Annotated in this window: 31 protein-coding genes; 18 read left to right on the top strand and 13 right to left on the bottom strand. The window is 73.3% G+C overall.

Translation table 11 applies throughout. The features are described 5' to 3' along the window. Window positions 1-42 precede the first annotated feature (42 nt). The 6 genes from ACFP1Z_RS26925 to ACFP1Z_RS26900 form a co-directional block, all read right to left on the bottom strand. Window positions 43-411 (bottom strand): SchA/CurD-like domain-containing protein, encoded by a 369-nt coding sequence (locus ACFP1Z_RS26925; RefSeq protein WP_390320218.1) that lies wholly within the window; start codon window positions 409-411, stop codon window positions 43-45. 2 nt (window positions 412-413) lie between these two features. Continuing rightward, the gene (locus tag ACFP1Z_RS26920) at window positions 414-614 is read right to left on the bottom strand and encodes a ferredoxin (RefSeq protein ID WP_390320217.1); all 201 of its coding nucleotides are present in this window, start codon (window positions 612-614) and stop codon (window positions 414-416) included. Between the two features lie 9 nt (window positions 615-623). Then, the gene (locus ACFP1Z_RS26915; protein WP_390320216.1) at window positions 624-1,832 is read right to left on the bottom strand and encodes a cytochrome P450; all 1,209 of its coding nucleotides are present in this window, start codon (window positions 1,830-1,832) and stop codon (window positions 624-626) included. 94 nt (window positions 1,833-1,926) lie between these two features. Next, on the bottom strand, window positions 1,927-2,598 hold the full coding sequence (locus tag ACFP1Z_RS26910; protein ID WP_390320214.1) for a thiaminase II/PqqC family protein: 672 nt from the start codon (window positions 2,596-2,598) through the stop codon (window positions 1,927-1,929). A 75-nt stretch (window positions 2,599-2,673) separates the two neighbouring features. After that, a complete protein-coding gene (gene asnB / locus ACFP1Z_RS26905; protein ID WP_390320212.1) occupies window positions 2,674-4,518 on the bottom strand; it encodes an asparagine synthase (glutamine-hydrolyzing) in 1,845 nt (614 codons plus the stop codon). A 47-nt stretch (window positions 4,519-4,565) separates the two neighbouring features. Next, window positions 4,566-5,729, bottom strand: a complete 1,164-nt coding sequence (locus ACFP1Z_RS26900) for a nucleotide disphospho-sugar-binding domain-containing protein (protein WP_390320211.1) — start codon at window positions 5,727-5,729, stop codon at window positions 4,566-4,568. Between the two features lie 174 nt (window positions 5,730-5,903). Here ACFP1Z_RS26900 and ACFP1Z_RS26895 point away from each other — a divergent pair, with 174 nt between their 5' ends. From ACFP1Z_RS26895 to ACFP1Z_RS26840, 12 genes are all read left to right on the top strand, one after another. Next, complete coding sequence (locus ACFP1Z_RS26895; protein WP_390320209.1) at window positions 5,904-6,590, top strand: SDR family NAD(P)-dependent oxidoreductase; 687 nt, start codon at window positions 5,904-5,906, stop codon at window positions 6,588-6,590. Between the two features lie 103 nt (window positions 6,591-6,693). Beyond that, on the top strand, window positions 6,694-7,029 hold the full coding sequence (locus ACFP1Z_RS26890) for a TcmI family type II polyketide cyclase (RefSeq protein WP_390320208.1): 336 nt from the start codon (window positions 6,694-6,696) through the stop codon (window positions 7,027-7,029). After that, window positions 7,026-7,454 carry a cupin domain-containing protein gene (locus tag ACFP1Z_RS26885; protein ID WP_390320206.1) on the top strand — a complete coding sequence of 143 codons (429 nt, stop codon included), beginning with the start codon at window positions 7,026-7,028 and terminating at the stop codon, window positions 7,452-7,454. Before ACFP1Z_RS26890 ends, ACFP1Z_RS26885 begins: the two co-directional genes overlap by 4 nt. Continuing rightward, window positions 7,451-8,722 carry a beta-ketoacyl-[acyl-carrier-protein] synthase family protein gene (locus ACFP1Z_RS26880; protein WP_390320205.1) on the top strand — a complete coding sequence of 424 codons (1,272 nt, stop codon included), beginning with the start codon at window positions 7,451-7,453 and terminating at the stop codon, window positions 8,720-8,722. The genes ACFP1Z_RS26885 and ACFP1Z_RS26880 overlap by 4 nt, the downstream gene beginning before the upstream one ends. 35 nt (window positions 8,723-8,757) lie before the next feature. Next, a complete protein-coding gene (locus ACFP1Z_RS26875) occupies window positions 8,758-10,029 on the top strand; it encodes a ketosynthase chain-length factor (protein ID WP_390320204.1) in 1,272 nt (423 codons plus the stop codon). Next, a complete protein-coding gene (locus ACFP1Z_RS26870; protein ID WP_390320203.1) occupies window positions 10,026-10,286 on the top strand; it encodes an acyl carrier protein in 261 nt (86 codons plus the stop codon). Before ACFP1Z_RS26875 ends, ACFP1Z_RS26870 begins: the two co-directional genes overlap by 4 nt. 2 nt (window positions 10,287-10,288) lie before the next feature. Further along, entirely contained in the window at window positions 10,289-10,756 is a 468-nt protein-coding gene (locus ACFP1Z_RS26865) for an SRPBCC family protein (RefSeq protein ID WP_390320202.1), read from the top strand. Window positions 10,757-10,770: 14 nt separating this feature from the next. Then, on the top strand, window positions 10,771-11,238 hold the full coding sequence (locus ACFP1Z_RS26860; protein WP_390320201.1) for an anthrone oxygenase family protein: 468 nt from the start codon (window positions 10,771-10,773) through the stop codon (window positions 11,236-11,238). Window positions 11,239-11,492: 254 nt separating this feature from the next. Continuing rightward, complete coding sequence (locus tag ACFP1Z_RS26855; protein WP_390320200.1) at window positions 11,493-12,245, top strand: SDR family NAD(P)-dependent oxidoreductase; 753 nt, start codon at window positions 11,493-11,495, stop codon at window positions 12,243-12,245. Beyond that, window positions 12,245-12,628 (top strand): antibiotic biosynthesis monooxygenase family protein, encoded by a 384-nt coding sequence (locus tag ACFP1Z_RS26850; protein ID WP_390320199.1) that lies wholly within the window; start codon window positions 12,245-12,247, stop codon window positions 12,626-12,628. The genes ACFP1Z_RS26855 and ACFP1Z_RS26850 overlap by 1 nt, the downstream gene beginning before the upstream one ends. Beyond that, window positions 12,625-12,927, top strand: a complete 303-nt coding sequence (locus ACFP1Z_RS26845) for an antibiotic biosynthesis monooxygenase family protein (RefSeq protein ID WP_390320198.1) — start codon at window positions 12,625-12,627, stop codon at window positions 12,925-12,927. Before ACFP1Z_RS26850 ends, ACFP1Z_RS26845 begins: the two co-directional genes overlap by 4 nt. Window positions 12,928-12,959: 32 nt before the next feature. Continuing rightward, window positions 12,960-13,124 (top strand): hypothetical protein, encoded by a 165-nt coding sequence (locus tag ACFP1Z_RS26840; protein WP_390320197.1) that lies wholly within the window; start codon window positions 12,960-12,962, stop codon window positions 13,122-13,124. Between the two features lie 115 nt (window positions 13,125-13,239). Here the strand turns inward: ACFP1Z_RS26840 and ACFP1Z_RS26835 are convergent, their stop codons facing one another. From ACFP1Z_RS26835 to ACFP1Z_RS26825, 3 genes are all read right to left on the bottom strand, one after another. After that, entirely contained in the window at window positions 13,240-14,610 is a 1,371-nt protein-coding gene (locus ACFP1Z_RS26835; RefSeq protein WP_390320195.1) for an FAD-dependent oxidoreductase, read from the bottom strand. Window positions 14,611-14,627: 17 nt separating this feature from the next. Next, window positions 14,628-15,338: a PadR family transcriptional regulator gene (locus ACFP1Z_RS26830; protein ID WP_390320194.1), complete on the bottom strand. Its 711-nt coding sequence runs from the start codon at window positions 15,336-15,338 to the stop codon at window positions 14,628-14,630. A 147-nt stretch (window positions 15,339-15,485) separates the two neighbouring features. Continuing rightward, entirely contained in the window at window positions 15,486-17,072 is a 1,587-nt protein-coding gene (locus tag ACFP1Z_RS26825; protein WP_390320193.1) for a right-handed parallel beta-helix repeat-containing protein, read from the bottom strand. Window positions 17,073-17,552: 480 nt separating this feature from the next. Here ACFP1Z_RS26825 and ACFP1Z_RS26820 point away from each other — a divergent pair, with 480 nt between their 5' ends. The 4 genes from ACFP1Z_RS26820 (at window position 17,553) to ACFP1Z_RS26805 (ending at window position 20,839) form a co-directional block, all read left to right on the top strand. Beyond that, window positions 17,553-18,413, top strand: coding sequence for a metallophosphoesterase family protein (locus tag ACFP1Z_RS26820; protein WP_390320192.1), 861 nt, complete (start codon window positions 17,553-17,555; stop codon window positions 18,411-18,413). Further along, window positions 18,410-19,129 carry a 4'-phosphopantetheinyl transferase family protein gene (locus ACFP1Z_RS26815; protein WP_390320191.1) on the top strand — a complete coding sequence of 240 codons (720 nt, stop codon included), beginning with the start codon at window positions 18,410-18,412 and terminating at the stop codon, window positions 19,127-19,129. Before ACFP1Z_RS26820 ends, ACFP1Z_RS26815 begins: the two co-directional genes overlap by 4 nt. Then, window positions 19,126-19,878 (top strand): thioesterase II family protein, encoded by a 753-nt coding sequence (locus ACFP1Z_RS26810; protein ID WP_390320190.1) that lies wholly within the window; start codon window positions 19,126-19,128, stop codon window positions 19,876-19,878. The genes ACFP1Z_RS26815 and ACFP1Z_RS26810 overlap by 4 nt, the downstream gene beginning before the upstream one ends. Before the next feature lie 61 nt (window positions 19,879-19,939). Next, entirely contained in the window at window positions 19,940-20,839 is a 900-nt protein-coding gene (locus ACFP1Z_RS26805) for a LysR family transcriptional regulator (protein ID WP_390320189.1), read from the top strand. Here ACFP1Z_RS26805 and ACFP1Z_RS26800 read toward each other — a convergent pair. Genes ACFP1Z_RS26800 through ACFP1Z_RS26785 form a run of 4 tightly spaced genes read right to left on the bottom strand, consistent with a single transcriptional unit; the run spans window position 20,814 to window position 23,663 of the window. Continuing rightward, complete coding sequence (locus ACFP1Z_RS26800) at window positions 20,814-21,824, bottom strand: serine hydrolase domain-containing protein (RefSeq protein WP_390320187.1); 1,011 nt, start codon at window positions 21,822-21,824, stop codon at window positions 20,814-20,816. The genes ACFP1Z_RS26805 and ACFP1Z_RS26800 overlap by 26 nt on opposite strands. Next, entirely contained in the window at window positions 21,821-22,747 is a 927-nt protein-coding gene (locus ACFP1Z_RS26795) for a DUF6895 family protein (protein WP_390320186.1), read from the bottom strand. The genes ACFP1Z_RS26800 and ACFP1Z_RS26795 overlap by 4 nt, the downstream gene beginning before the upstream one ends. Further along, window positions 22,744-23,466 (bottom strand): hypothetical protein, encoded by a 723-nt coding sequence (locus tag ACFP1Z_RS26790; RefSeq protein WP_390320185.1) that lies wholly within the window; start codon window positions 23,464-23,466, stop codon window positions 22,744-22,746. The genes ACFP1Z_RS26795 and ACFP1Z_RS26790 overlap by 4 nt, the downstream gene beginning before the upstream one ends. Next, window positions 23,463-23,663 carry a hypothetical protein gene (locus tag ACFP1Z_RS26785; protein WP_390320184.1) on the bottom strand — a complete coding sequence of 67 codons (201 nt, stop codon included), beginning with the start codon at window positions 23,661-23,663 and terminating at the stop codon, window positions 23,463-23,465. Before ACFP1Z_RS26785 ends, ACFP1Z_RS26790 begins: the two co-directional genes overlap by 4 nt. A gap of 425 nt (window positions 23,664-24,088) precedes the next feature. On the opposite strand from ACFP1Z_RS26785, the gene ACFP1Z_RS26780 reads away from it, so the two are divergent. Beyond that, window positions 24,089-25,315, top strand: a complete 1,227-nt coding sequence (locus ACFP1Z_RS26780) for a cytochrome P450 (RefSeq protein ID WP_390320183.1) — start codon at window positions 24,089-24,091, stop codon at window positions 25,313-25,315. Between the two features lie 31 nt (window positions 25,316-25,346). Continuing rightward, complete coding sequence (locus tag ACFP1Z_RS26775) at window positions 25,347-26,429, top strand: type III polyketide synthase (protein WP_390320182.1); 1,083 nt, start codon at window positions 25,347-25,349, stop codon at window positions 26,427-26,429. Window positions 26,430-26,436 lie beyond the last annotated feature (7 nt).

The raw sequence follows: 26,436 nt of genomic DNA, 5'->3' as shown, positions 1-26,436 counted from the left end.
CGGTGGGCGCCTGCGACGGGCCCTGTTCCCCCACCCGCCCCTTCAGTCGCGCGGAACGCCTATCTGGCTCACGCAACGCAGCAGCCCGGCGCGGAACGTGCGCACGAACCCCTCGACGGTGTCCGTGTCACGGGGCGAGTTCAGATAGGGCTTGAGGCGGCGTTCGACCTCCTGGACGCCCGGCTGTGCCGCCATGTGCCGGGCCACCGCGTCGAGATCGCCCTCGTACTCGATCACGCGGATCAGGGTGGCGTCGCGCAGGAAGACGGCCGTGGACAGGATGCGGGCCGCCTCCCGGCCGGACGAGTCCGGCACCGAGGGCGAGCCGACCCGGCGGAAGCCCGTGAAGACCTCCGCGACCTCGTCCTCGCAGCCGGCCCGGATGTCGTAGGTGATCGCGGCGAACGGCACCGCTACTCAGCCTCCTCGGTGACGTGGATCGAGCGGGTGGGGCAGCTGCGGGCGGCGTCCCGTACGGCCGCGCGCCGTTCCTCGGGCGGCTGCGGGTCCAGGACGACGACGTGCCCGTCCTCGTCCTGGTCGAAGACCTCCGGTGCCCGGTAGACGCACAGGCTGCTGACCGTGCAGGTGTCCCTGTTCGCGGTGACGCGCAACGCTTCCTCCTACCAGGTGACCGGGATCTCGGTGAAGCCCTCGGTGAATCCGCCGAGCGCGCGCGGCAGTTGCTCGCCGGGGACGGCCAGCCGCAGCCCCGGCAGTCGCTCCAGCAGGGAACGCGTCGCCACCTGGAGCTCCATACGGGCCAGCGCGGCGCCCGCGCAGTAGTGCAGGCCCGCGCCGAAGGTCATGTGGTGGTTGTCGGGGCGGCGGATGTCCAGGGTGAAGGGGTCGGGGAAGACGCCCTCGTCCATGTTGGCGGACTCCTCCGACAGCAGGACGCTGGTGCCCTTCTTGATGACCGTGCCGTCGGAGAGGGGGATGTCCTCGACCGCGTACCGCAGGGTGCCGACCGACGAGCCCATGATCTGGGTGCGCAGCAGTTCCTCGACGGCACCCGGTACGAGCGAGTAGTCGGCCTGGATCTCCTTGACCAGCTCCCGGTGGTGCAGCAGCACCGCCGCGCTCGCGCCGATCTGGCTGGCGGTGGTGACGTACCCGGCGATGAGCAACCCCTGTGTCCAGAATTGGAGTTCGTGCTCGGAGAGGCGGTTGTTGTCCTCGTCCCGGGCCTTGATCAGTCCGCTGACGAGGTCGTCGCCCGGCTCCCGGCGCTTGCTCGCGATGAGCTCGCCCAGGTAGTGCCACAAGCCTTCACGGCACTGCTGCATCTCCTCCACCGGCAGTTTGGTCACCGACAGGAAGCCGTCGACCAGGTAGCGGAAGCGGTCCCGGTCCGCGAGCGGCACTCCCAGCAGCCGGCAGATGACCCGGATCGGCAGCGGGAAGGCGAAGGACTCGTTGAGGTCGGCCGGGCGTTCGCCCGCCTGCATCGCGTCGATGAGCTCGTCGCAGATCCCCTGGGCCACCGGCCGCAGCGCTTCCACCCGTCGCGCGGTGAACGCCCGGGTGACCAGCCCGCGCACCCGGATGTGGTCCGGCGGGTCGGGGTTGATCTCGGGGTCGGCGAACAGCTCGTTGTCCGCCGAGATCCGGGCCACGTCCGGCCGTTGGCGGCGGGAGATGTTGCGGCTGAGCCGGTGGTCGGCGAACAGGGCGCGTACGTCCGCGTACCGCGTCACCATCAGCGCCCGGTCCCCGCTGGGCAGGGTGACCTCGACCGAGGCGTGCTCGCGCAGGCCCCGCAGCGCCTCGGGTATCTCCATCGGCGGTGTCCAGGGGAAGGGGTAGCGCACGGGGGACTGTGTGTTCATGGGCGTCGACTGCCTCTTTTCTGCGGTGATTTCAGTGGTGATATCAGCGGTGATTTCAGCGGTGGTTGTGTTGCGGCTGTGCTCCCGGCCGTGCTCACACCGGCCACACCGGCCGCGTCCAGGCGCTCTCGGCGAACGTCCACTCGTGGCGGACGGCCTGCGTGAAGAAGTCCTCCAGCTGCCGCCGTTCGCCCTCGCCGCACTGTTCCGCGATCTCCTCGGCCACGTCGAAGTACCGCTGCACGACCCGGGAGTAGACCTCGCCCGGCTGGTACAGCGCGATCCACGGCGCGTAGCGGGAGCCGGGAGCGCACCGGGCGGCCAGGTCGGCCGAGACCCGCTGGTTGAAGTGCGCCATCGGCAGCAGCGCCCCGATGGCGGCGGCCGGTGAACCGGCCGCCGCCGCCTCGAAGAAGCAGCAGTGGGCGTGCGTGAGCGGGTCGGCCTGCGGGGGCGTCCCGCCGGGTGCGGGCAGGCCCAGGTCCGGGGCGAGTTTCGTGAACGCCTCGCGCAGCCGTCCGGCCGCCTCGAAGGTGCCGGCGGCGGCGCGGGCGAGGAACGCGGCGTGCGCGTCGTCGCGGGCGCAGGCCGCGCAGCGGGCCAGTGCCCGGCCGTAGGCGGGCAGCAGGTGCCCGGTGTCCATCGCGACGAAGTGCGTCAGTGCCTCGCCGGGGAGCGCGCCCGAGCGCAGCCCCGACCAGAAGGGGTGCTCCAGCACCCGGGCCAGTACGGGCTCTGCGGTCCGCAGCAGCCGCTCGCGCAGCATACGGGCGTCCTTTCGTCATGGGCGTCATGGGCGTCATGGGCGGAGTGAGGGGATGCGGGGTTGTCGTCCCTCCGGTCACAGCACGAGGCGGACGCCGTAATGCCGCAGCCACGCGTCGAGTTGGAGCACCATCTCCACGTCCCGGCGCTCCCCCCAGCCAGTGGTCGCCACCGGCCGGTCCTCGGCCAGCAGCCGCCGGGCGGCGGAAACATCGAGCAGGGGGAGCACCGGGCTGCCGGGATCGGCGAGCAGCTCCTGGAGCCGCTCGCGCAGCACCTGGCCGTAGCCGGGGTCCTGGGTGACGGGGAACGGGCTCTTGGGGCGCCGCAGTACGGACGCGGGCAGCAGCCCGGCCATGGCGGCCCGCAGGGGGGACTTCTCCTGGCCGCCGCGGGTCTTCATGCGCCAGGGGATGTTGAAGACGTACTCCACGAGCCGGTGGTCGCAGTAGGGCACGCGTACCTCCAGGCCGACCGACATGCTCAGGTGGTCGTTGCGGTTCAGCAGCAGCGGCAGCCAGCGGGTCAGGTGCAGATAGCCCACCCGCCGCTGCAGGGCCTCGCGCGGGTCCTCGCCAGTGAGGTGCGGGACTTCGCGCACGGCCTGCGCGTAGCGGTCGGCGGAGTAGCCGGGCACGTCCGTCTTCTCCAGCAGTCCTTTCTCCAGCAGTCCGGTGCCCATGCCGTGCGGGGCGACCGACAGACCCATCGTCACCCAGGGGAAGTTGCCGCTGTCGACGAGAGCGGGGTCGCTGAAGGTGCGGTAGCCGCCGAAGAGTTCGTCCGCCGCCTCGCCCATCAGCGCGACCGTGGAGTGCTCCCGTACCGCCCGCAGCAGCAGATACAGCGAGCGGTCCATGTCCGGGGTGGGGCGCGGCAGGTCCTGCGCGGCCAGCGCGGCGTGCCCCACGACGGGGTCGGCGAGGTCGGCGGTGCGCAGCGTGACGGGCCGGTGCTCGGCGTCGACGAACGCTGCGACCTCGGCCGCGTAGGGGGCGTCCGGGCTGTCGTGCCAGTGGTCGCGCCGGAACCGCTCGGCGTGCCCCTCGAAGTCCACCGCGAACGTGCGCGGCCGCGCGCCGCCGTGCCGGGCGGCGAGCGCGACGATCGCGCTGGAGTCCAGGCCGCCCGACAGCAGCGTGCACAGCGGTACGTCCGCGACGAGGTGGGAGGTCACCGCGTCGGTCAGCAGGGCGCGTACGGTCTCCACCGTCGTCGGCCAGTCGTCGGTGTGCTCCCGGCCCGGCAGCGACCAGTAGGCGCGCTCGCGCACCGTGCCGTCCGTGACGGTCAGCACGTGGCCCGCGCGCACCTGCCGGACGCCCGCGTAGACGGCGTGCCCCGGGGTGGCGAGGTAGGCCAGCAGTTCGGCCAGGCCCTCGCGGTCCACGGCCGGTTCGACGAGCGGGTGCGCGAACAGCGCCTTGACCTCCGAGCCGAAGACCAGGCCGCGCCGCAGCGGCGCGTAGTACAGCGGTTTGACGCCGAGCCGGTCGCGGGCGAGCAGCAGCCGCGCCCGGCGCGGGTCCCACACCGCGACGGCGAACATGCCGTCGAGGTGCTCGACGCAGTGCTCGCCCCACTCCAGATAGGCGTGCAGGACGGCCTCGGTGTCGCTCGCGGTACGGAACCGGTGCCCGCGCGCGGCCAACCGCGTCCGCAGCGCCCGGTAGTTGTAGATCTCGCCGTTGCACAGTACGACCGCCAGGACGTGGCCGTCCCGTTCCGCCGTCATCGGCTGTGCCCCGCCGGGCGGGTCGATCACGGACAGGCGGCGGAACGCCAGCGCCGCGTGCCGGTCGCACCACACGGCCTCGTCGTCGGGCCCCCGGTTGGCCAGGGCCGCGACCATGGTGCGTGCCGTGACGGCGTGCGCGCCGAGGTCCCGTCCGTAGTCGATCCAGCCGGCCAGTCCGCACATGACTCTTCCCCGCCCGTCTCGTCGTGGGTCGCCCGTCTCGTCGTGGGTCATCCGGTCCGTGTCCCCTGCGGCCGGCCTCGGCCGAGGAGGGCCGCGAGGTCCGCCGCGAGCCGGTCCGGTCCGGGCTGCCGCAGCATCTCCCGGCGCAGCAGGCGGGCCGCGTCGCGCGCCGCAGCGTCGTCGAGCAGCGCCGCGCACTCCTCGCGCAGCCGGCCCGGGGAGGCGTCGGCGGCGGGCAGCAGCCGTGCCGCGCCCGCCGCCGTGACGGCCGCGGCGTGCCCCGCGTGGTCCGGCAGCTGCGGTACGAGCAGCAGGGGCACGCCGTGGTGCAGGGAGGTCAGCACCGTGCCCGCCCCGCCGTGCGCGACCACCGCGGCGCAGCCGTCGAGCAGGGTGTGCAGCGGGGCGTCGACCACCACCCGCACCCCGTCCGGCAGCCGGCCGAGCAGCGGCACCTGGGCGGCGGAGACCGCCGCCACCACCTCCACGCCCAGCGGGTGCAGGGCGCGGACGGCCTCCGGCAGCAGGAAGTGCCGGGGCGCCAGCCGTGCCATCGTGTGCCCCCAGGTCACACACACGCGGGGGCGGTCCGGTGCCGGCAGGCCGGGGTACCGCCCGCCGCCGTTGTACGGCACGTACCGCACCGGCACCGAGGGCGGGGCGCCCGGCATCCGCAGACCCGGCGGCGTCGGGTCCAGCGTCAACGCCCCGTAGGGGTCGGCGGGTTCGAGGCCGTGGCGGCACGCGAGCGCCGCGAGCTGCCCGGGCAGGACGGTACGCGCCCGTGCCATCAGGTCCGTGCCGTACAGGTGCCGTACGGCCGGGACGCCCAGGGCGCGGGCGGCCGGCGGTCCGGCGAGCGCGGTCGGCTCGAAGACCACCGCGTCCGGCCGGAACTCCCGTGCCAGCGCGAGGAGTCCGTCGAGCATCGACTCCGCGTGCGCGAGGAACATCTCCATGGCCCGGGGCCCGGCCCCGCGCGGGGCGGCGGCGTGCTCCGGCGCGCCCAGGACGTAGCCGCGCACCATCGCCACCGCGTCCACGTCGTGGCCCACGGCCGCCACGGGCAGCCCGCAGCGCGCGGTCTCCCGTACGAGCGCGGGCTGCGTGGCCACCACCACCTCGTGGCCGGCGGCCCGGCACGCCCAGGCCGTCGGCACCAGCGCGTACAGGTGCGAGGGCCAGGCCCACGTCGTGAACAGCAAGCGCATCCGGCGGCTCCCCTTTCCCGGCGGCCACTCGACGGTGCGCCCATCGTGCGGCGGCCGCCTCGGGGGCCGCTCGAAGACCACTGGGCGCGCCCGTGGCCGCCGGATCGACCCCCCGCCGAGCAGCGGGGGAGAGGGTGCCGGCAGAGACAAACAACCGACGAAGGAGGGGATTTGATGACCCGCACACGCACCGCCCTGGTCACCGGGGCGAACCGGGGCATCGGAGCGGCCACCGCGCGGGCACTGCACCGCGCGGGCTGGCACGTCGTGCTCGCCGCCCGCGACGGGCGGGCCGCCCGGGAGGCGGCCGAGGCGCTCGGGCCCGGCGCACGGGGCATCGCCCTCGACGTCACCAGCGCGCACAGCGTCGCCGCCGCCCGCGAACACACCGGCCCCGTCGACGCGTTGGCCGCCAACGCGGGAGTCCTGCTGGACGCCGGCACCGACCCGCTCACGGTGCCGCTCGACACGGTCCGCGCCACGCTGGAGGTCAATCTGCTCGGCGCCTGGCGGGTCTGCCAGTGCTACGTGCCGGACATGGCGCGCGCCGGCTGGGGGCGGGTGGCCCTGCTCTCCAGCGGCACCGGCACCTTCGGCGGCGGCCTGCGCTCGGGGCCCGCCCCCGGCTACTCCGTGTCGAAGACCGCCGTCAACGCCCTGACCGTGCTGCTCGCCGAACGGCTCCGGGGCAGCGGGGTGCTGGTCAACGCCGTCAACCCCGGGCCCACCCGCACCCGGATGATGCCCGGCGCGGACCGTACGCCCGAGGAGGCCGCCGCCGACCTCGTGCACGCCCTCGGCCTCCCCGCCGACGGGCCCACCGGCGTCCTGCTGCGGCACGGCCGCCCCGCCCCGTGGTGACCGCCGCCGGGGTCGACCCCGGCTTGACGTGCCTTCCAGCCGCCTTCCAGATCCCTCTGCGACGGTCGGCCGAGAAGCGCACACCGACACCGAGGAGAGCGCAGTGCACCGCACGCTGATCGTCGCCAGGCTGCGGACCGACGACCCCCCGCGCATCGCGGACGTCTTCGCGGCCTCGGACGCCACCGAACTGCCCCACCTGGTCGGGGTCCGCCGCCGCACCCTGTTCACCTTCCACGACCTGTACTTCCACCTCGTCGAGGCCGACGAGGACATCGGCCCCGCGCTCCAACAGGCGCGCAGCCACCCGCTCTACACCGACATCAACACCCGCCTCGCCGAGCTCGTCGCCCCCTACGACCCGGGCTGGAAGGAACCCAAGGACGCCATGGCCACGCCCTTCTACCGGTGGGACGCCGAGCGCGGGAGGACCGCGTGAGCGCCCCCCGCCGGCACCGGGTCCGCGCCGCCGAGGTCCCCGCCAACCGGCGGCGCGGCGGCGAACTGCGGGTGACGCTCAGCCCCCGCACCGTCGGCTGCTCCTCCGGCTTCGGGGGAGTGCTGCGCCTCCGGCCCGGCGAGTACGTCAGCGAGCACTACCACCCCTACTCCGAGGAGTTCCTGCACGTGACCGGCGGGCAGCTGGAGATGACCCTGGACGGCGAGGCGGTGCGACTGGCCGCCGGGGACTCGCTGTTCGTGCCCATCGGGGTGCGGCACCGCCTGGTCAACACCGGCGAGGAGACCGCCACCGGCGTCTTCCACCTCTCACCGCTCGCCCCCCGGCCCGAACTCGGCCACGTCGACACCGAGGCGCTCCCCGCCCCCGGCGCGGCCGCCCCCGACGTCGGCGGCGGCCGGTGACCGCCGGACCCGGCGGGAAGGCCGTCATCACCGGCATCGGCGTCGTGGCGCCCGGAGCCCTCGGCCGGGAGGCGTTCTGGGAACTGCTCGCCGCCGGCCGCACCGCGACCCGCGCCATCACCTGCTTCGACGCCACCGGCTTCCGCTCCCGGATCGCCGCCGAGGCCGACTTCGACCCCATCGCCGCCGGGCTCACGCACCGTCAGGCACGGCGCATGGACCGCGCCGCCCAGTTCGCCGTCGTCAGCGCCCGCGAGGCCGTCGCCGACAGCGGCCTCGACCTGCCCGCCACCGACCCCGGACGGGTGGCCGTGGCCCTCGGCAGCGCCGTCGGCTGCACCACCGGCCTGGAGCGCGAGTACCAGGTGCTCTCCGACGGCGGCCGCGACTGGCTCGTCGACCACAGCTACGGCGTGCCGCACCTGTACGGCTACATGGTGCCCAGCTCGCTGGCCGCCGAAGTGGCCCGGGACGCCGGCGCCGAGGGGCCCGTCACGCTCGTCTCCACCGGCTGCACCTCCGGACTCGACGCCGTCGGGCACGGCGCCCAGCTCATCGAGGAGGGCAGCGCCGACATCGTGCTCGCCGGCGCCACCGACGCCCCGCTGTCCCCCATCACCTCCGCGTGCTTCGACGCGATCAGGGCGACCTCCGCGCACAACGACGACCCCGGGCACGCCTCCCGGCCCTTCGACGCGGAACGCGACGGCTTCGTCCTCGGCGAGGGCGCCGCCGTGCTCGTCCTCGAACGCGCCGGGGCGGCCCGCGCCCGCGGCGCCCGGATCTACGCGGAGCTCGCCGGCTTCGCCGGCCGCAGCAACGCCTTCCACATGACCGGCCTGAAGGCCGACGGCCGCGAGATGGCCGAGGCCATCACCCAGGCCCTGCGCCGGGCCCGCCTGGACGCCACCGCCGTCGACTACGTCAACGCGCACGGCTCGGGCACCCGGCAGAACGACCGGCACGAGACGGCCGCCTTCAAACGCAGCCTCGGCGCGCACGCCTACGCCGTGCCGGTCAGCTCCATCAAATCCATGATCGGGCACTCGCTGGGCGCCATCGGCTCCCTGGAACTCGCCGCGTGCGCCCTCGCGCTGCGCGAACAGGTGGTCCCGCCCACGGCCAACCTGCGCCACCGGGACGCCGAGTGCGACCTGGACTACGTGCCCCTGACCGCCAGGGAGCACCGCATGGACACGGTCCTGAGCGTCGGCAGCGGCTTCGGCGGCTTCCAGAGCGCGGCGGTGCTGACGCGCGCCGGCACGTGACGGGGCGCGAGCCGCATCAGCGAGAGGAGGCGTCAATGGGCACTGGGCCCACCGCGGTCGTCACCGGCATCGGGGTGGCCGCGCCGACCGGGCTCGGCACGGAGGCGCACTGGCAGGCCGTGCTCGCCGGGAAGTCCGGCATCGGCCGCATCAGCCGCTTCGACCCCACCGGCTACCCGGTCCACCTGGCCGGGGAAGTACCGGGCTTCGAGGCCCGGGAGCTGCTGCCCGAGCGGATCCTGCCGCAGACCGACCGGTGGACGCACCTCGCGCTGTGGGCCGCGCAGGCCGCCCTCGACGACGCGGGCGTCGACGCGGCCGCCCTGCCCGAGTACGCGATGGCCGTGGTCACCGCCAGCTCCTCCGGCGGCACCGAGTTCGGGCAGCGCGAGATGGAACGCCTGTACCGGCACGGGCCGTCCTGGGTGGGCGCCTACCAGTCCATCGCCTGGTTCTACGCGGCCACCACCGGACAGATCTCCATCCGGCACGGCATGCGCGGCCCGTGCGGGGTGCTCGCCGGTGAACAGGCCGGCGGACTCGACGCGATCGGGCAGGCCCGGCGGCTGCTGCGCAGCGAGTCGCAGCTGGTGGTCACCGGCGGCACGGACGCCTCCCTGTGCCCGTACGGGCTGGCCGCGCAGCTCAGCAGCGGCGCCCTGAGCACGTCCGAGGACCCGCAGCGCGCCTACCTGCCCTTCGACGCGGACGCCTGCGGATACGTCCCCGGCGAGGGCGGGGCGATCCTCGTGCTCCAGGACGCGGCCTCGCTGCCGCCGGGCGCGGGCTACGCGACGGTCGCCGGGTACGCCGCCGGCTTCGACCCGCCACCGGGCTCCGGCCGCCCGCCCGTCCTGCGGCGCACCCTCGAACAGGCCCTTGCCGACGCGCGGTTGGAGCCGGGCGAGGTGGACGTCGTCTTCGCCGACGGCAGCGCCCTGCCCGAGCGGGACCTGGCCGAGGCCCGCGCCCTGACCGCCGTCTTCGGACCCGGCGCCGTCCCGGTGACCGTGCCGAAGACCCTGACCGGCCGGCTCTACGGCGGCGGGGCGGCCCTGGACGTGGCCACCGCCCTGCTCGCGCTGCGGGACGGCACCGTGCCGCACACCGCCGGGGTCCGCCGCCCCGCACCCGGATACGACATCGACCTGGTCACGGGCGAGCCGCGGTGGCTCCCGCTGCGCACGGCGGTCGTCCTCGCCCGCGGCCACGGCGGCTTCACCTCGGCCCTGGTCCTGCGGGGGCACCAGGACCCGGAGCCGTCTGGTCGTACCCCTGGCAAGAACTCAGGAAGGACAGCGCCATGAGCACCTTCACGCTGGACGATCTGCGCGCGGCCATGCGCGAGGCCGTCGGGACGGACTCCTCCGTCGACCTGGCGGGCGACATCGCCGACATCGAGTTCGCCCACCTCGGCTACGACTCGCTGGCCGTCCTCGAACTGACCAATCACATCCAGCGCACCTGGGGCGTGACCGTGGCCGACGAGACGGCCCTGAAGGCGGCCACCCCCGGCATGTTCGTCGCGTACGTCAACAAGACCCTCACGGAAGCGGGGCGTTGAGCATGGCAGGACACACCGACAGCTCCATCGTGATCGACGCGCCGCTCCCCCTGGTGTGGGAGACGGTCAACGACGTCGCGTCGTGGACGACGCTGTTCAGCGAGTACGGCGAATCCACCGTGCTGGAACGGGAAGGCCACCGGGTCCGGTTCCGGCTCGCGCTGCACCCCGACGCCTCCGGCACCGTCTGGTCCTGGGTCTCCGAACGCATCGAGGACCCCGAGCGGCATGTGGTGCACTCCCGCCGCGTGGAGACCGGCAACTTCAAATACATGTGGATCTTCTGGGAGTTCACCGAGGAGCCCGCAGGCGTGCGCATGCGCTGGGTGCAGGACTTCGAGCTGAAGCCGGGGCTGCCGCTGGACGACAACGCCATGACCGAGCGGCTCAGGACCAACACGGCCGCGCAGATGCGGCGCATCAAGGAGCGGATCGAGGCGGCGGCGCGGCACGCGGCCGCCGCCGGCTGACGGGGCCGTCGGCCGTGCCGGTGCTCGCAGCCGTCCTCGCCCCCCTCGTCCTGCTCGCCGGCGGGCTGTCCGCGGGCGTCCTGGTGGGCACCCAGCTCGGCGGCTGGCCGCTGCTCGCCGCGCTGCCGCCCGCGCGCTACGTGCACGCGCACGCCTTCTTCGCCGGCCGCTACGACCCGTTCATGCCGCTGTGCTTCGCCGGGACCCTCCTCGGCGACCTCGCACTCGCGGCGCTCGTACCGCAGGGCGCGCGCTGGGCGTTCGCCGCGGGCGCGCCGCTGGTACTGGCGGCCATGGCCGTCTCGGTCACCCGGAACGTCCCCGTCAACCGCTGGATCCGCACGCTCGACCCGGACGCGCTCCCGCCGGACTTCGCGGCACGGGACCCCCGGCCGCGCTGGGGCCGGTGGAACCGCGTCCGCTGCGTACTCGCGGTGGCCGCGCTGGCCGCCAACTGCCTCGGCACCGGGCTCCTGTTTTGAACCCTCCCCCAGCTGAAGCAGGGGGATTCCTGGCTCACGCCGCCTGCGGACCGGTGGCCCGTCAGGTCTTCCGCGATCAACACCAGCCGGGTTGGAACCAGCCCGGTTCGGTACGGCAAAGCCTGGATGTGCTTGCGCTGGCCTGGTCATCGCTCAGCACGTCGTACGCGCTTGGTTCTCGCAACGCACGCAGCGCAGCTTACCTGCTGCGTCCCGCGGAGGAACGGAACATCAATGAAACCGGAGGACTCTTCATGGATCTCGGCCTCAACGGCAGGAAGGCCCTCGTCACCGGGGGCACCCGGGGCATCGGCCGCGCGGTGGTCCGGGCCCTGGCCCGCGCCGGCGCCGACGTCGTCACCTGCCACCGCCAGGACGGCGACGCGGTGGCCTCCCTGGAGCGGGAGCTGAAGGAGACCGGCGGCAACCACCGTGTGCTGCGCGCCGATCTCGCCGACCCCGCGCAGGTGGAGCGGTTCGTGCGACAGGGCGTGGAGACGCTCGGCCGGATCGACATCGTGGTCAACAACGCGGGCGTCATCAGCCACGTGCCCTACGGCGAGCTGCCGCTCGCCGAGTGGCGGCGGATCCTGGACGTCGACCTCACCGCCGCCCACCTCGTCATCCAGCACGCCCTGCCGCACCTGGGCGAACGCGCCTCCGTGATCAGCATCGGCTCGAAGTCGTCCGAGGTCGGCATCCCGCAGCGCGCCCACTACACCGCCGCCAAGGCCGCCCTGCGCGGGCTGACCCGCTCCCTGGCCAAGGAGTTCGGCGGCACCGGCCTGCGCTTCAACGTCCTGGCCGCCGGCGTCATCGAGACCGAGGCGCTTGCGGCCATGAAGCCCGAGCAGGCGGCACTGCTGCGGGAGCGCTACAGCGCGAAGACCGCCCTGGGCCGGCTGGGCCGGACCGAGGAGGTGGCCGACGCCGTGCTGTGGCTCGCGAGCGACCTGTCGAGCTATGTCACCGGATCCGTGCTCGCGGTGGACGGGGGGATCTCCTGATGGCCGCCGTGCCCGACGCCGAACCCGCCGCCGGAGCGCGGCCGTTCCGGGTGATGCTGCGCATGGAGATCAAGCCCGGTCTGGAGGAGGAGTTCGAGCGCGTGTGGCAGGAGGTGGGCACCTCCGTCACCACGCACCCCGCGAGCCTGGGCCAGTGGCTCGCCCGCAGCCGGGACGAGGAGGGCGTCTACTACATCCTCAGCGACTGGGCCGACGAGGAACGCTTCCGCGAGTTCGAGCACAGCGCTCGCCACGTCGAGCACCGGCGCGCGCTCCACCCCTACCGCAGGGGCGGCACGATGACCACGATGCGCGTCGTCGCCCACCTCGGGCCCGACCCCGACGCGCCCGCCACGCACGAGGAGTGGGAGGCGACCGCGTGAGCGGCGAGGTGCGCGTCCTGGTCCGGCACGTCGCCGACAGCGCCGACGCCGTCGAGAGCGCCTACCACCGGGTGAGCGCACAACTCGCGGACGTACCCGGCCTGCTGGGCAACGAGCTGCTGCGCGGCGTCGACGACGAGCGCGCCTTCCTGGTGGTGAGCCGGTGGCGCGACCTGGCCGCCTTCCGCTCCTGGGAGTCGGGGGCCGCGCACCGCGAGAGCACCTCGCCGCTGCGGCCCTTCCGCGACCACGGCGGCGGCCGCCCCTTCGAGATCTACCGCGTCACGGCGGCCCATTGACGGCCCGCAGCCGCTTCAGGAAGGAGCTGTCCGTGCTCATCGGGGAGGAACTGCCCGGCCCCTGGCGGCAGGCCGGCCGTGAACTGCTGCGCATGCTCGCCGGGTTCGGCTGGACCATGGGCGGCGTCACCATGCCCCTCCCGCCGCCGGATCCGCGGGAGCCGCCCGGGCCGGAGGAGTGGTGGCGCGTGTGCTGAGGCCCGCCGGACCGGTGGGGCGGGGAGTCGGCCCCGCCCCGACCGGCCCCGCCTCAACCGGCCGGCCCGCTCGCCCCGGCCCGCCGGCCCGGTCCCCACCGGCCGTGGCCGCGCGTCAGTCCTCGTCGCGTCCCGCGCCGCGGAAACTCGACTCCGCGGCGACGATCTTGCGCTTGACCGGCGGGATACGGTTCATCGTGCGCATGGCGGTGCGCATGCCGCCCCGCGCGAGGCTGCCCAGCAGATCCCCCTTGTGCATGATCGAGTGACCGTCCATCTGGGCCCGGGACTTGATGACCGCGTCCCACGCGTAGGAGGTCATGGTGGTCTCGTAGTCGTGCACGGCCGGCAGCAGCTGCTGCTCGCCGCGCTGGACGCCGATCAGCTTGCGGGTGAGCAGCCGGGCGTCGCGCAGCGCGGTGTTGGCGCCCACCCCGCGCCCCGGTGTCATCGTGTGGATGGCGTCCCCGAGCAGGGTGACCTGGGAGGTCTGCCACTGCTCGACGGGCTCGGAGGTGCGGATGACCAGCGGGAAGCTGCTGCCCGGGTCGCCGAGCTGGAAGATCCGCCGGAAGTCGCGGTGCCAGCCGGCCGTCTTCTCCAGCACCAACTGCTGGATCTCCAGGCCGCGCATGCGGGTCACGCCGCGCGGCAGCCAGCGGTCCGAGGCGGCGAAGCCCCACATGATGTAGTCGCGGCTGTTGTCGTAGAGCATGCCCGGCCAGTTGCGGATGGCCTCCGCGTCCGTGCTGCCGATGCCCTGCCGGGGCCGGCCGGACTCGTCCCAGTTGAAGCGCATCACATGGATGATGCACATGAAGCCCTTGGGGCCGTGCACCATCGTCACGCCCTCCAGCACCTCGCGGGGCAGCAGGGCGCGGGTCTCATCGGTGAGCGGCGTCTTGCCGGTGATGCCGACCAGACCGGTCTCCACGAGCTTCGCGTGCGGCAAGTACTGCTTGCGTACAGGCGAGTTGGCGCCCTCGGCGCCGACCAGGAGGCTGCCGGTGGCCGAGTCGCCGTCCGAGAAGTGCGCGGTGACCAGGCCGTCCGGGTGCTGCTCGTAGTGCGTGAACTCCTTGTCGAAGTGCACGATGTCCTCGATGCCCGTCAGCAGGACCTGGCGCAGCGTCATGCGGCTGACGGACTCGTCCTTGTCCTCCTCGGCGGGCTGGTCCTCCGGCCTGAGGACGTCCGGGCCCGCGGAGAACAGGAACTTCTTCTCGTGGGTCATCTGGTTGCCGTACAGCGGGCGCTTGGCGCAGGTGGCCAGGAAGGTCGCGTACAGCTCGGGGGAGAGGTTGGCGCGCAGCGCGCGCTTGCCGTCGGCGTCGATACCGACCCGGTAGCCCTGCAGCCCGTCGCGGCGCGTGCGGTCGCGCTCGTAGACGGCGACGCTGATGCCCGCGCGCTTGAGGCCCTGGGCCAGGCACAGTCCGCCGGTGCCGGCGCCGATGATGATGACGTGTAAGGGTGTCGCGTACACGGTGCAGTTCCTCTTCGTCACTGAGGGGGCGTGGGCCCCGCTTCTCCGGCGCCGCGCGGGCCCCGCCCGGGGGCCTCGGCGCCGTGCCGCACGGACCGTGCGGCGGGAGACGGCTGTGGCGAGTGGGCGGCCGCCATCGCGGCCAGCCACTCCTTCGACCAAGTGATGCTTCCGGAGCGCAGGTCCTTGATGACCGACTCCACCCACTCCAGCTCCGCGGCGGTCGTCGCGCGCAGACACTCCAGCTCCAGGGTGAACAGGCGGCCCCATTCACCCGAGGCCGCTATCTGGGCGTCGAGCCTGGACAGTTCGGTGGCCAGCTTGTGCTGCCGCTTGGCCAACTGCTCTGCCACGACGTCGGGTTCGAGGAGGGGCACGAAGGCCATGGCGGCGAGGAACCCCGGGTATTCGCGCGTCGGTGTGGCCAGGGCGTCGAGCATCCACTCCCGCCAGACCCTGCTGCCCTCGTCGGTAAGGGCGTACAGGGTGCGCTCGGGACGGTTGTGGTCACGGCTGCTCTCCCTGATCTCGATCAGCGCCTTGCGGTGCAGCCGATCGATGGTGCGGTACAGGCTCGCGCGCTGACCGACGTTGACCACTTCCCCTTTGCCGCGGTCCTTCATGAGGCGCTGCATCTTGTACGGGTGCATGCCGCGCTGCTGCTGGTGCTCCACCTCGGCGAGCAGGGACAGCACGGCCAGGGCCAACGTCGATCGCCTGTACGTCATAGTCGCCACGGTACTAGTGCTCGGGCGACTACTCAACCCCGGGTGGCAGCACGGCAGTTGTACGGAGGGCGGTGGCGTGCGCGCCGGGCGTACGACGGAGCGGGGCGCCCCTTCCGGAACGCCCCGCTCGGTGAACTGCCTCACGGGCTACCTGGCGTGGGGCTGCCAGGCGATCTCGCCGAAGCCCTGGTAGGCCCCCATGTCGGGCCAGAAGGACGGGGTCTTGTTGCCGAAGAAGTCGTGCGGCGCGTCCTCCGGCAGGGACGTGCCCTTGCCCAGCGCGGGGGAGCCGAAGGTCAGCTTGTAGCCGTCGGCGTCCTTGACGCCCGTCGCGCTGCCGGGGTTCTTCATCTTCGGGTCACCGGTCACGGCCTTGGAGTCGGAGCCCGGCACCGTCGCGACGTTCTGGTAGAAGTTCGCGCGGAAGTCGCTGACGGTGTCCTTGAAGGCCGAACCGCCCGGCCGGCCGCTGAAGATGTTGTTCGCCACCAGCGGGGTGTCGGGGCTGTCGTTCCACCACAGGGTGCCCGCCGTGGGCGCGTAGACCGTGTTGCCGTAGATGCCGATGTTCGTCTGCTTCGTGCAGGCGAGGATGATCACGCCGCCGGAGGAGTCCCGGTCGTTCTGGCTGATGTTGTAGCGGATCGTCGGCCGGTCGGAGGGCAGTCCCTCGACCGAGCAGACCAGCATCAGCCCGCCGTTGTCGTGGGTGAAGTTGTACTGGTAGAGGTCGCCCGTGTCCGCGCCGTCGACATCGAAGGCGAACGCCCCGAACTTCCCCGCGTCGCCGCCGCCGATGGTGTTGTACTGCATCGTGGTGTAGTCGGAGTTCCACGCCCAGACGCCCGCGTGGTCCGTGGTGGCTTTCAGGCCGTAGCCCTCCACGGTGTTGTTCTGGACCATCGCGTGCTGGCCGTTGGTGATGTTGATGCCGTCGCCGCCGAGTTCGGTGAGCCGGTTGTCCTCGATCAGCAGGTCGGTGTAGGGCCCGTAGGCGGTGCCCGGTCCGCTGCGGTATTCCGGTCGGCGGGCCCACAGCGACGAGGTGCCGATGCCGATGCCGCTGACGCTCCGGACCGTGTTGTCCTTCACGGTGATGCCGGAGAAGGCGGTCAGCATCTGCGAGCCGGTCGCGTTGAAGACGATGCCGCCGCCGGGCTGGCCGGGGTTCGTGCAGTCGCAACCGGCCACGTCGTGCACGTAGTTGTCGGTGAAGACGTAGTGCGAGCCGGTGCCGAAATCCGTCAGCTCCACATAGATGCCGGCGCGCGGGTCGGTCACGTTCTGCCCCGGATCGGAGATGTCGAGGCCGCGGATCTCCCAGCCCTGCGTGTTGTGCAGGTACACGGCGGCCCGCGCGTCCGAGGCCATGATCCTGGGCCGGTCCCCGGTGCCGTACGCGCCGACGGAGACCGGTCTGGCGGCGGTGCCCGAGCCCTGCGGCACGAACTGCCCCGCGCACGTCGTGCCCTTGCGCAGCAGCAGGGTGTCACCGGGCCGGAAGGCAAGGGAGTTGACCTTGCCCAGCGAGCGCCAGGCGGTGGCGGGCGAGGTGCCGGCGGCGGAGTCGTTCCCCGCGACGCAGTCGAGGTAGTAGGTGGTCTGCTCGGCGCGGCGGGCGTCGTCGGCCCGCGCGGTCGCGGCGGTCGCCGTACTGCCGGGCGGAAGCAGTGCCGGAGCCGCGGATATCAGCGCCGCGGCCAGGCAGGTGAAGACTTTTCGAACAATTGACACGGAACGTTCATCCCCCTATGTCGTGATACCGAGCCGCGGCTGTGCCCGGCCGGTTTCCGCTCGTGACGGACCGGCAGGAAAAGTCGCCCGAAAGGGAGCGGAAAAGTGGCCGGCAATCCCCTGCGGCTGGCCCGCGCAGAATACACGAAAGCGCAGCGGGTGCGCTCCGTGGGACGTAAATGAACAATGAATGATCACTAATGGTCAGCGGAATCCGGACGTCCGTGGAGAAGCATTCCGAATTCGAGTTGTCACGCGTCGGAGTACACGCAAGTCAGCCCCCGCCGCCCCGCGTGCGCGACCGCCCGGCCCCGGCACGGGACCTCACCGGGACGCGGCCCCCGGACAATGGGGCTTCCTTCCGGACGCACTGCCGTAATAGGTTCGACCGCGGGTGCCGGGGGGAGTCGGCACCACGACAGGAACGACAGGCGGCCGCCGCAGGACCGACCGGGCCGGCCGGGGGGAGAAGGACGACACGTGCCCAAGGGGAGACTGCTCGCCGTCAGTGATCTGCACGTCGCCTACGACGAGAACCGCGCCCTCGTCGAGAGGCTGCGGCCGGGGACGGACGAGGACTGGCTCGTCGTGGCCGGTGACGTCGCGGAGAAGTTCGCCGACGTCGAACGGACCCTGCGGCTGCTGAGCGAACGCTTCGCGAAGGTGATCTGGGCGCCGGGCAACCACGAGCTGTGGACCCACCCCCAGGACCCGGTCGGACTGCGCGGCGAGAAGCGCTACCTGCGCCTGGTGGAGCTGTGCCGGAGCCTGGGCGTCGACACCCCCGAGGACCCCTATCCCGTCTGGCGCGGCGAGGGCGGACCGGTGGCCGTGGCCCCGCTGTTCGTGCTCTACGACTACAGCTTCCGCGTGCCCGGCGCGCACTCCAAGGAGGAGTCGCTGCGCCTGGCTTACGAGTCCGGAGTGGTCTGCGCGGACGAGCACTTCCTGCACTCCGACCCCTACCCGAGCCGCGACGCCTGGTGCCGGGCCCGCGTCGCGTACACCGAACGCCGCCTCGGCGAGGTCGACCCCGCGCTGCGCACCGTCCTGGTCAACCACTTCCCGCTCGTGCGCGAACCCACCGCGATCCTGCGCTACCCCGAGTTCGCCCAGTGGTGCGGCACGGAGCTGACCGCCGACTGGCACGTACGCCACCGGGCAGCCGCCGTGGTCTACGGGCATCTGCACATCCCCCGGGTCACCCGGCACGACGGGGTGCGCTTCGAGGAGGTCTCGGTCGGCTACCCCCGCGAGTGGCGGCCCAGACCCCCGCGCGACCCCCTGCGCGTCATCCTGCCGCAGCCGCGGCAGACGGCCGGAGGGGGCACGGGACGGTGATCGAGAGGATCCTGCCCGCGACGGTCGTCGCGGAGGAGAGCTTCGGCACGCTGCCGGCGGAGGTGACGGACGTCCTCTACCCCGAGGAGGCCGCCGTCGTCGCCCGGGCGGTGCCCAAGCGGCAGCGGGAGTACGCGGCCGTACGGGCCTGCGCGCGCGAGGCGTTGGGCCGCCTCGGGCACGCGCCCGCGCCGCTGCTGTCCGGCCGGCGCGGCGCCCCCCGCTGGCCGGACGGTGTCGTCGGCAGCATGACGCACTGCGACGGCTACCGGGCGGCCGTCGTCGCCCGCGCCGAGGACGCCGCTTCCCTCGGCATGGACGCCGAACCGGACGGCCCCCTGCCGCAGGGCGTGCTGGAGGTGGTCTCGCTGCCGTCGGAGCGCGCGTGGCTGCGCGACCTCGCGGCACAGCGGCCCGAAGTGAGCTGGGACCGGCTGCTGTTCAGCGCGAAGGAGAGCGTCTTCAAGACCTGGTACCCGCTCACCGGCGAGGAACTGGACTTCTCCGAGGCCGAGCTGACCGTCGACGCGGACGCCGGCACCTTCACCGCCCGGCTCCTGGTGCCCGGCCCCGTCGTCGCGGGCCGGCGCCTCGACGGCTTCACCGGCCGCTGGCTGGCGGAGCGGGGACTGGTCGTCACCGCCATCGCGCTCCCCGGCCCCCGCGCCGCGGGCGCGGGCGAGGACCCGGCCCTGGAAGGGGCGGTGCGGCCGTGACCCGGTGGTTCGTGGGCGGACGGGGCGGCCCGGCCCCGCTGCGGCTGTACTGCTTCGCGCACAGCGGCGGCTCCCCCGCCGAGTACGTGCGCTGGGGCCGCGGGCTGCCCGGCGTCGAGCTGTACGCTGTGCAACTGCCCGGCCGGGGCAGCCGCATCGGCGAACCGCAGCTCACCTCGATGCGGGACATCGTCACCGCCCTGGTCGAGGAGGCGGGGTTCAACGGCCCGTACGCCTTCTTCGGCCACAGCTTCGGCTCCCTCCTCGCCTACGAGACCGCCTGCGCGCTGCGCGCCGCGGGCCGCGAACTGCCCCGGCACCTCGTCGTCTCCAGCGCGCCCGCGCCCCAACTGCCCCGTCGGCACACGGGACTGCACCGGCTCGACGACGACGCGCTGCTCACCGCCGTGCAGGAGCGGCACGGCGGCATCCCCCGGGAAGTGTTCGACCACCCCGAGATCCTTCAGATGGCCGCCGAGAACCTGCGCGCCGACTACACCGTGCTGGAGACCTACACCTGGCGCCCGCGCCCCCCGCTGCCGGTGCCGCTGACCGTGCTCGCCGGGGACTCCGAGCCGCTCTCCGAGGACGGCGGGCGGCGCCTGGCGGCCTGGGGCGAGCTGACCACACGCGGCCCGGTGCCCGTACGGACCTTCCCCGGCGGCCACTTCTACCTGCGCGAGCAGCAAGGGCCGCTCGTGCAGCGGACGGTCGCGGCGGCGCTCGGCACGGACGTCACCGTCCCCTGAACCCAAGTCCCCCGTGGGGGCGGCCGAGAGGAGCCCCGGGGCGGGCTTGTATCGTGCCCCGATGACGCTCGATGACCTCAAGGTGTTCGTCATGGTGTGCGAGGCGCGCAACCTCAGTGCCGTGGCCCGTGAGATGAACTGCAGCCAGTCGGCGGTCAGTCAGCACGTGCGGCGGCTGGAGCGCGAAGTGGGCCTGCCGTTGATGGAGCGTCAGCCACGGGGGGTGGCCCCGACGGGCGCCGGGCGCATCCTGCACCGCGCGGCCCGCGACGGCCTCACCACGCTCGGCGAGGGGCTGCGGCTGCTGGAGGAGGTCCGCACCGGGCAGGCGGGCGGGGTCGTCGTCGCCACCGGCGCCACCAGCATCCGCAACTTCATGAGCGGGGCCGTCACCGAGTACTGCGCGCAATTCCCCGACATCGGCCTGGAGTTCCACACCGAGAGCTCCAGCCGCCGCTGCCTCCAGGCGCTGCGGGCAGGCGACGCCGACCTCGCCTGGGTCTCGGTCACCCCTGACGCGCAGGGCGTCGAGCAGCGGCCGGTGACCAGCCTGGAGTGGGTACTGGCCGTACGGCACGACGACCCCCTCGCCCGCGAGTCCTCCCTCGGCGCGGACGAACTGTCCCGCACCCGCCTCATCCGCCCGCCCGCGGGCTCCAGTTCGGGCCGGCAGGTCGAGCAGTACCTGAGCGGCGCCGTCCCGGGCGGCCTGCCGCCCCGCGTGACGACCAAGGCCGCCGACTGGGACACCGCGCTGCTGCTGGCCGAACTGGGCCTGGGGCACGCCCTCGTCCCGGCGGCCCCCGGCCTCGTCCCCCGCGCCGGCGGCACGGTGCGTACGGTCCCGGTGACGGGCATCCCGCCGCTGCCCGTCGGCTGGGCGGCCCGGCAGTGGTCGGCCCTGACGCCGGCCGCCCAGGAGTTCGCGGACACCGTCACCCGTCATGTCGCCGGTGCGTGAGCAGGTCCAGCTCGCACAGCACCTCGTAGCCGGTCTGGACGAACGAGGACAGCCGCGTCGGCCCGGTGTTCGCCAGGGCCACCAGCGCGGTGCCGGAGCGCGGCAGGAAGCCCGCGAAGGAGGTGAACCCCCGTGTGCCGCCCGAGTGGTGCAGCAGGGGGCGGCCCGCGCGGGGGCGCAGGTTCCAGAACAGGCACATCCGGTGGCCGGAGCGCGGCAGCGCGAGCCGGGGGCGCTGCACGTCCGCGAGCGCCGTGCGCAGCGAGGGGGACGGCGCCGACCGGGGATCGAGCAGCGCGGTGAGGAAGGCGAGCATGTCGCGGGCGCTGGAGCGCAGCGCCATGGCCGCCGGGAGCGCGGGGACGACCCAGGGCGGCCGGGGGCGGCCGTGCCAGTGGCCGAGGGCCTGCGGGCGCCCCGGGTCGCAGTCGGTGTCCGCAAGTCCCAGGGGGAGCAGCACACGTTCGGCGAGCAGCTGCGGATAGTCGCACCCGGCGGCGTGGGCGAGCGCGTGCCCCAGCAGGCCGGCCCCGAAGTTCGAGTAGCGCACCCGGGTCCCGGGCCGGTGGTGCGGCCGGGTGCGGCGCAGCGCGTCCTTGAGGTCGTCCAGGGAGAAGTCCGCGTAGGGGTTGCTGTACCAGCCGCCGCGCACCGCCCTGGCCAGCAGGCCCGGCGGCAGCCGGGGCAGCCCGGAGGTGTGCGTGGCCAGGTGCAGCAGGGTGATCGGCGGCCCGGGCACGGGGCAGGGCAGATGGCGGCCGACCGGGTCGTCGTAGCGCACCTCGCCCCGCGCGGCCATCTCCGCGAGCAGCAGCGCGGTGAAGGTCTTGGTGAGCGAGCCGGTCTCGAAGCGGGTGCCGGGGCCGGCCGCCCCGTGGCACAGCACGGCGCGCTCCCCGCCGCGCACCGCTGCCACGGCGACCGCCGACGCTCCGCCGGAGGCCGCCGTCAGGGTGTCCAGCAGGCTCGTGGGGCGCGGGGTCATCGGGTCTGTGCCGCGCGGTGGAGGGCGATGGTGCCGGCGACGGCGGCCACGGCGACCGTGTGGTGGTGGTCTCTGAACCGCTGCTGCGGGTCCGCCTCGACGGGGTCGCCGTCGCGGGGCAGCAGCCCGTCCGTGTGCTGGAGGGCGGCCAGGTGCTCCCAGTCCTCGGGAGGGCAGTAGGGCTCGTCCAGGCAGACGCCCACGGCGAGCAGTTCCGCGACCAGGTCCCACTGGTGGGCCTCGCGCCAGATGTCGATCCACACGGGCAGCCAGGTGCGCACGTACGCGGTGAGGTCGGCGGGCAGTCCGTCGGGAAGGCCGCCCCAGTCGGTCAGGTGGTAGACGGTGTGGGTCATCGCGTAGGCGGTGGTCCAGTTGATGGCCCACGGCTCGGGGGCGGCGCCGAGCCAGGTGCGGCGCGTCAGCTCGCGCCAGCCGTCCTCGTCCGGCCAGTGGTCGAACCCGGCGATGCGGGCGGCGTTGGCGACGGCGAGGCGGCGGTTGGGCACCTGTTCCACACTGTGTGCCGAACGCAGCCGTGTGCAGTGGGCGAGCAGCCGGTCCAGTTCCGGGTGCCGGATGCCGCAGCGCACGAAGTGGGCGTACGCCTCCAGCGGGTCGGTCATCAGCATGTGGCGCAGCTGCCGCTCGTAGAGGAAGTCGCCCTCGCGCAGTTGCTGCCACACGAAGTCCAACAGGCCGGTGGCGGCGACCTGTTGGCCGGGGCCCGCCGCCTCGTTGCGCAGGACGAGGGAAGCGGCCAGCGCCGTCTCGCCCAGAGGCTTGTAGACGGTGTGGGGATCGGCGAGGGTCTCGGTGCTGTCCTCCGGCAGGGCGCCGAGGGAGCGGTTGGCGTGCAGCCAGGACAGGGCCCGGTCGGCGAGCAGCCGGGCGGAGCCGGACACGGCGTCGGGCGTGGTCATGGGCCGGCCGTCGCTCTCGGTGCGGGGGACAGGAGGTGGCGCGAGACGGCCAGGTCCAGATCGGTGCGCGGGCCGTGGACGCCCAGCAGCTGGATGTGCTCCAGGGCCGTCAGAGGATCCAGCGGCAGCCCGGCTCCCTCGTGCCGCAGCAGCGCGAGCCAGCGCAGAACGCGCGCTGCCGTGGGGAAGTCGTGCCGCAGGATCGAACGTGTCAGTCCCCGGCACAGCGCGAGCGGGGCGGCGCGGGCCGCGTCGTGAACGGGGCCCTGAAGGGCCGGGGTCGCCAGCGGCGAGAGCTGTGCCATCCGTACGCACCAGCGCGGCCAGTCGGAACTGTCCGTCAGGGTGCTGTCCGATTCGGGCGGTACGGCGGACACCGGTGGTGCGCCGCCGCCGATCCGGGACAGCAGCCGAGCGGTGGCCCAGTCCTGCCACGCGACGGCGTGCGCCCCGGCGCGGGTGCCGGGCCCGGCGACGGCCGGCGGGAACGCCTCGAAGGAACGGGCCACGGCCGCCGCGTCCTCCGCCGGGAAGGGGAGGCCGGTCAGGACGTGCGGGCTGAACAGGTCCGCGCCGACGAGCCGGTAGGCGGCGAGGTCCGCGAGGTCGTCGGCGGGGTCCGGGGCGGCCGACGCCGTGTCCTCGGCGCCGCGGAGGGCGCCGAGGACACGGCGGGCGAGACGGTCGGCCGCGGCGGTGTAGGCCGCTCCCGGACTCACTTGCGCTTCGGTCCCTTTGGCCCCTTGGGTTCCTTCGGCGAGCCGAGGATCAGGCCGAGGGCGAGGAACGCTCCTTCGGCCTCCGGCGCGTAGGTCACCGGGTCGCCGACGGCGGTCTCGGGCAGCGCCATCAGCTCTCGGAGTGCTGCCGTCTCGATGGGGTCCGCGACCAGTCCGCGGGTTTCTTGAGCGAGCATCAGCGCCTCCTAAGAAGAGAAATGTCACCACTTGTCGGTGATGCCTTGTTTGACCATAGGGGCGCTTCCCGGGACCCGCATCTCGAACAGTCCACCTAGGGGACGACCCTGAGGCGACACCCCTCGCAACAGGGCGCGGCAGGGGTGGGGAAGAGGCACGCGAGAGCGTGCGGAACGGGGCGCGGGCCGAACTCCGCGCCGCTGCGGGGCCAGTGCCGTGCGGGCGTCGGCTGGGCGCCCGGAGGGTACAGGGGCCGCGGTGACAGAGGGGGCGAAGAGAGGGACGGGGCGGTTGATTCCCCGAAAAATCCACCATCCGGGTGAACTGCGGTGTGTCGCGTGTGGAGTGCCACCTGTTGCGGCATGGTCTGAAAATAAGCTGGCACGCCGCTCAGGGCGGGGCCTTCGGGAATGGGAGTGCTTCGATGACCACCTCGGAGTCGGTTTGGACCTGTCCGTTCCGCCACGACGAGGCCCTGGAGTTCGACCCGATGCTCGCCAAGCTGCGGGCGGAGGCCCCCGTCGTCCGTATCCGCACGCCCCAGGGCGAGGACGCCTGGCTGGTCACCCGGCACGAGCTCGTGCGCGCCGTCAGCGCCGACCGGCGGTTCGCCCCCGCGCCCCTGTCCGGGGTCCTCGGGCCCGACCACGCGCGGCCCGCCTCCGAGACCCTCGCCCCGTCCGACTCGGTCTATCTGATGGACGCCCCGGCCCACAGCCGGCTGCGCCGCCTGATCACCAAGGTCTTCACTGACGCGCAGGTCGACCGGCTGCGCCCCGCCACCCAGGCCACCGTCGACGCCCTGCTGGAGGCCATGGCCGAGCGCGGCGCCCCCGCCGACGCCGTCGAGCAGCTCGCCGCCCGGCTCCCGCTGAGCACCGCCTGCGAGCTGCTCGGGGTGCCGGGCCCCGACCGTGAGCCCCTGCGCCGCTGGGCCACGGCCATGATGTCCGCCGGCACGCCCGACCTCGCCGCGGCGGCGGAGGGCCGGGCCGGACTCCTGGCCTATTTCGCCGAGTTGACCGTCGCCCGCCGGCGCAGGCCCAAGGACGACCTGCTCAGCGCCCTCGCGATGACCCGCGAGGGCGATATGTATCTCGACCAGCGGGAAGTGGCCTTCATGGGGATGCTCCTGCTGGTCGCCGGGCACAACACCAGCACCCACCAGATCGGCAACATCGTCTACACGCTGCTGACGCACCCGGTGCAGCTCGCCCGGCTGCGCGCCCGTCCGGAGCTCCTGCCGCAGGCCGTCGAGGAGTTGCTGCGGTTCATCCCGTTCCGGCAGGGCGTGGGCATCCCCCGACAGGCCACCGAGGACGTCGAGCTCGACGGCGTCACCGTCCGCGCGGGCGAGACCGTCCACGTGTCGTATCTGACCGCCAACCGCGACGAGAGTGTCTACGAGCGGCCCGACGAGCTCGACGTCGAGCGCGCCGGCAACACCCCGTCCCTCACGCCGCACTTGGCGTTCGGCCACGGCACCCACCACTGCCTCGGCGCCCATCTGGCGCGCATGGAGCTCCAGGTGGCCGTCGGCTCGCTGCTCACGCGTTTCCCCGGACTGCGGCTGGCCGTTCCCGCCGCCGATATCCGGTGGAACACCGAGTCGATCTGGCGGTTCCCGCTGGAACTGCCGGTCGCCTGGTAGTCGCCTGGTAGAGCTGGCTCAGGAGGCAGTCATGGCAACACTGTGCAGACCGGCCATCGCCGTCCCCGAATACATCATCACCATGGAGGAGACCCTGGAGCTGGCCCGGACCATCCACGCCGACCACCCCCAACTCGGCCTGGCACTACGGCTCATCGGCAATACCGGTGTCCGTAAACGGCACCTCCTCCAGCCCATCGAGGACACCCTCAAACATCCCGGTTTCACCGCGCGCAACGCCCGGTACGAGGCGGAGGCCAAGGCGCGGGTCCCCGCACTCGTGCGCAGGGCCCTGGACCACGCGGAGCTGACCACCCGCGAGATCGACATGATCGCCTATGTCTCGTGCACGGGCTTCATGATGCCCTCGATGACCGCGTGGATGATCAACACCATGGATTTCCGCACCACCACACGGCAGTTGCCCATCGCCCAGCTCGGGTGCGCCGCCGGGGGAGCGGCCATCAACCGCGCCCACGACTTCTGCACCGCCTACCCGCGGGCCAATGTGCTCATCGTGGCCTGCGAGTTCTGTTCCCTGCTCTACCAGCCCACCGACCTCGGCGTGGGGAACCTGCTGTCCAACGGGCTGTTCGGGGACGGCATGGCGGCCGCGGTGGTGCGCGGCGAGGGCGGCGAGGGAGTGCGGCTGGAGCGCAACGGCTCGCACCTGGTGCCCGACACCGAGGACTGGATCTCCTACGGGGTGCGGGACACCGGCTTCCACTTCCAGCTGGACAAGCGGGTGCCCGGCACGATGGCCATGCTCGCCCCCGCGATGCGCGCCATGGCCGAGCCGCACGACTGGGACATCTCCGGCCTCGACTTCTACATCGTGCACGCCGGCGGGCCGCGCATCCTCGACGACCTGTGCAAGTACCTGAGCCTGCCGCCGGAGATGTTCCGCTACAGCCGGGCCACGCTCACCGAGCGCGGCAATATCGCCAGCGCGGTCGTCTTCGACGCGCTGGAACGTCTCTTCGCCGAGGGCGGTGCCCAGGACGAGGCCCGCGGCGTCATCGCCGGTTTCGGGCCCGGCATCACCGCCGAGATGGTCCTGGGCACCTGGACGGCGGCCGCGGCCGCCGGGGAGAGCGCCGCGCGGGCCGCCTGAGCCCTCC

This window comes from Streptomyces gamaensis (assembly GCF_042656465.1).
GTDB classification, from domain to species: Bacteria; Actinomycetota; Actinomycetes; order Streptomycetales; family Streptomycetaceae; genus Streptomyces; species Streptomyces gamaensis.
The sequence above is the reverse complement of the archived record's forward strand: the minus strand, read 5'-3'. Positions and strand labels throughout refer to the sequence as shown.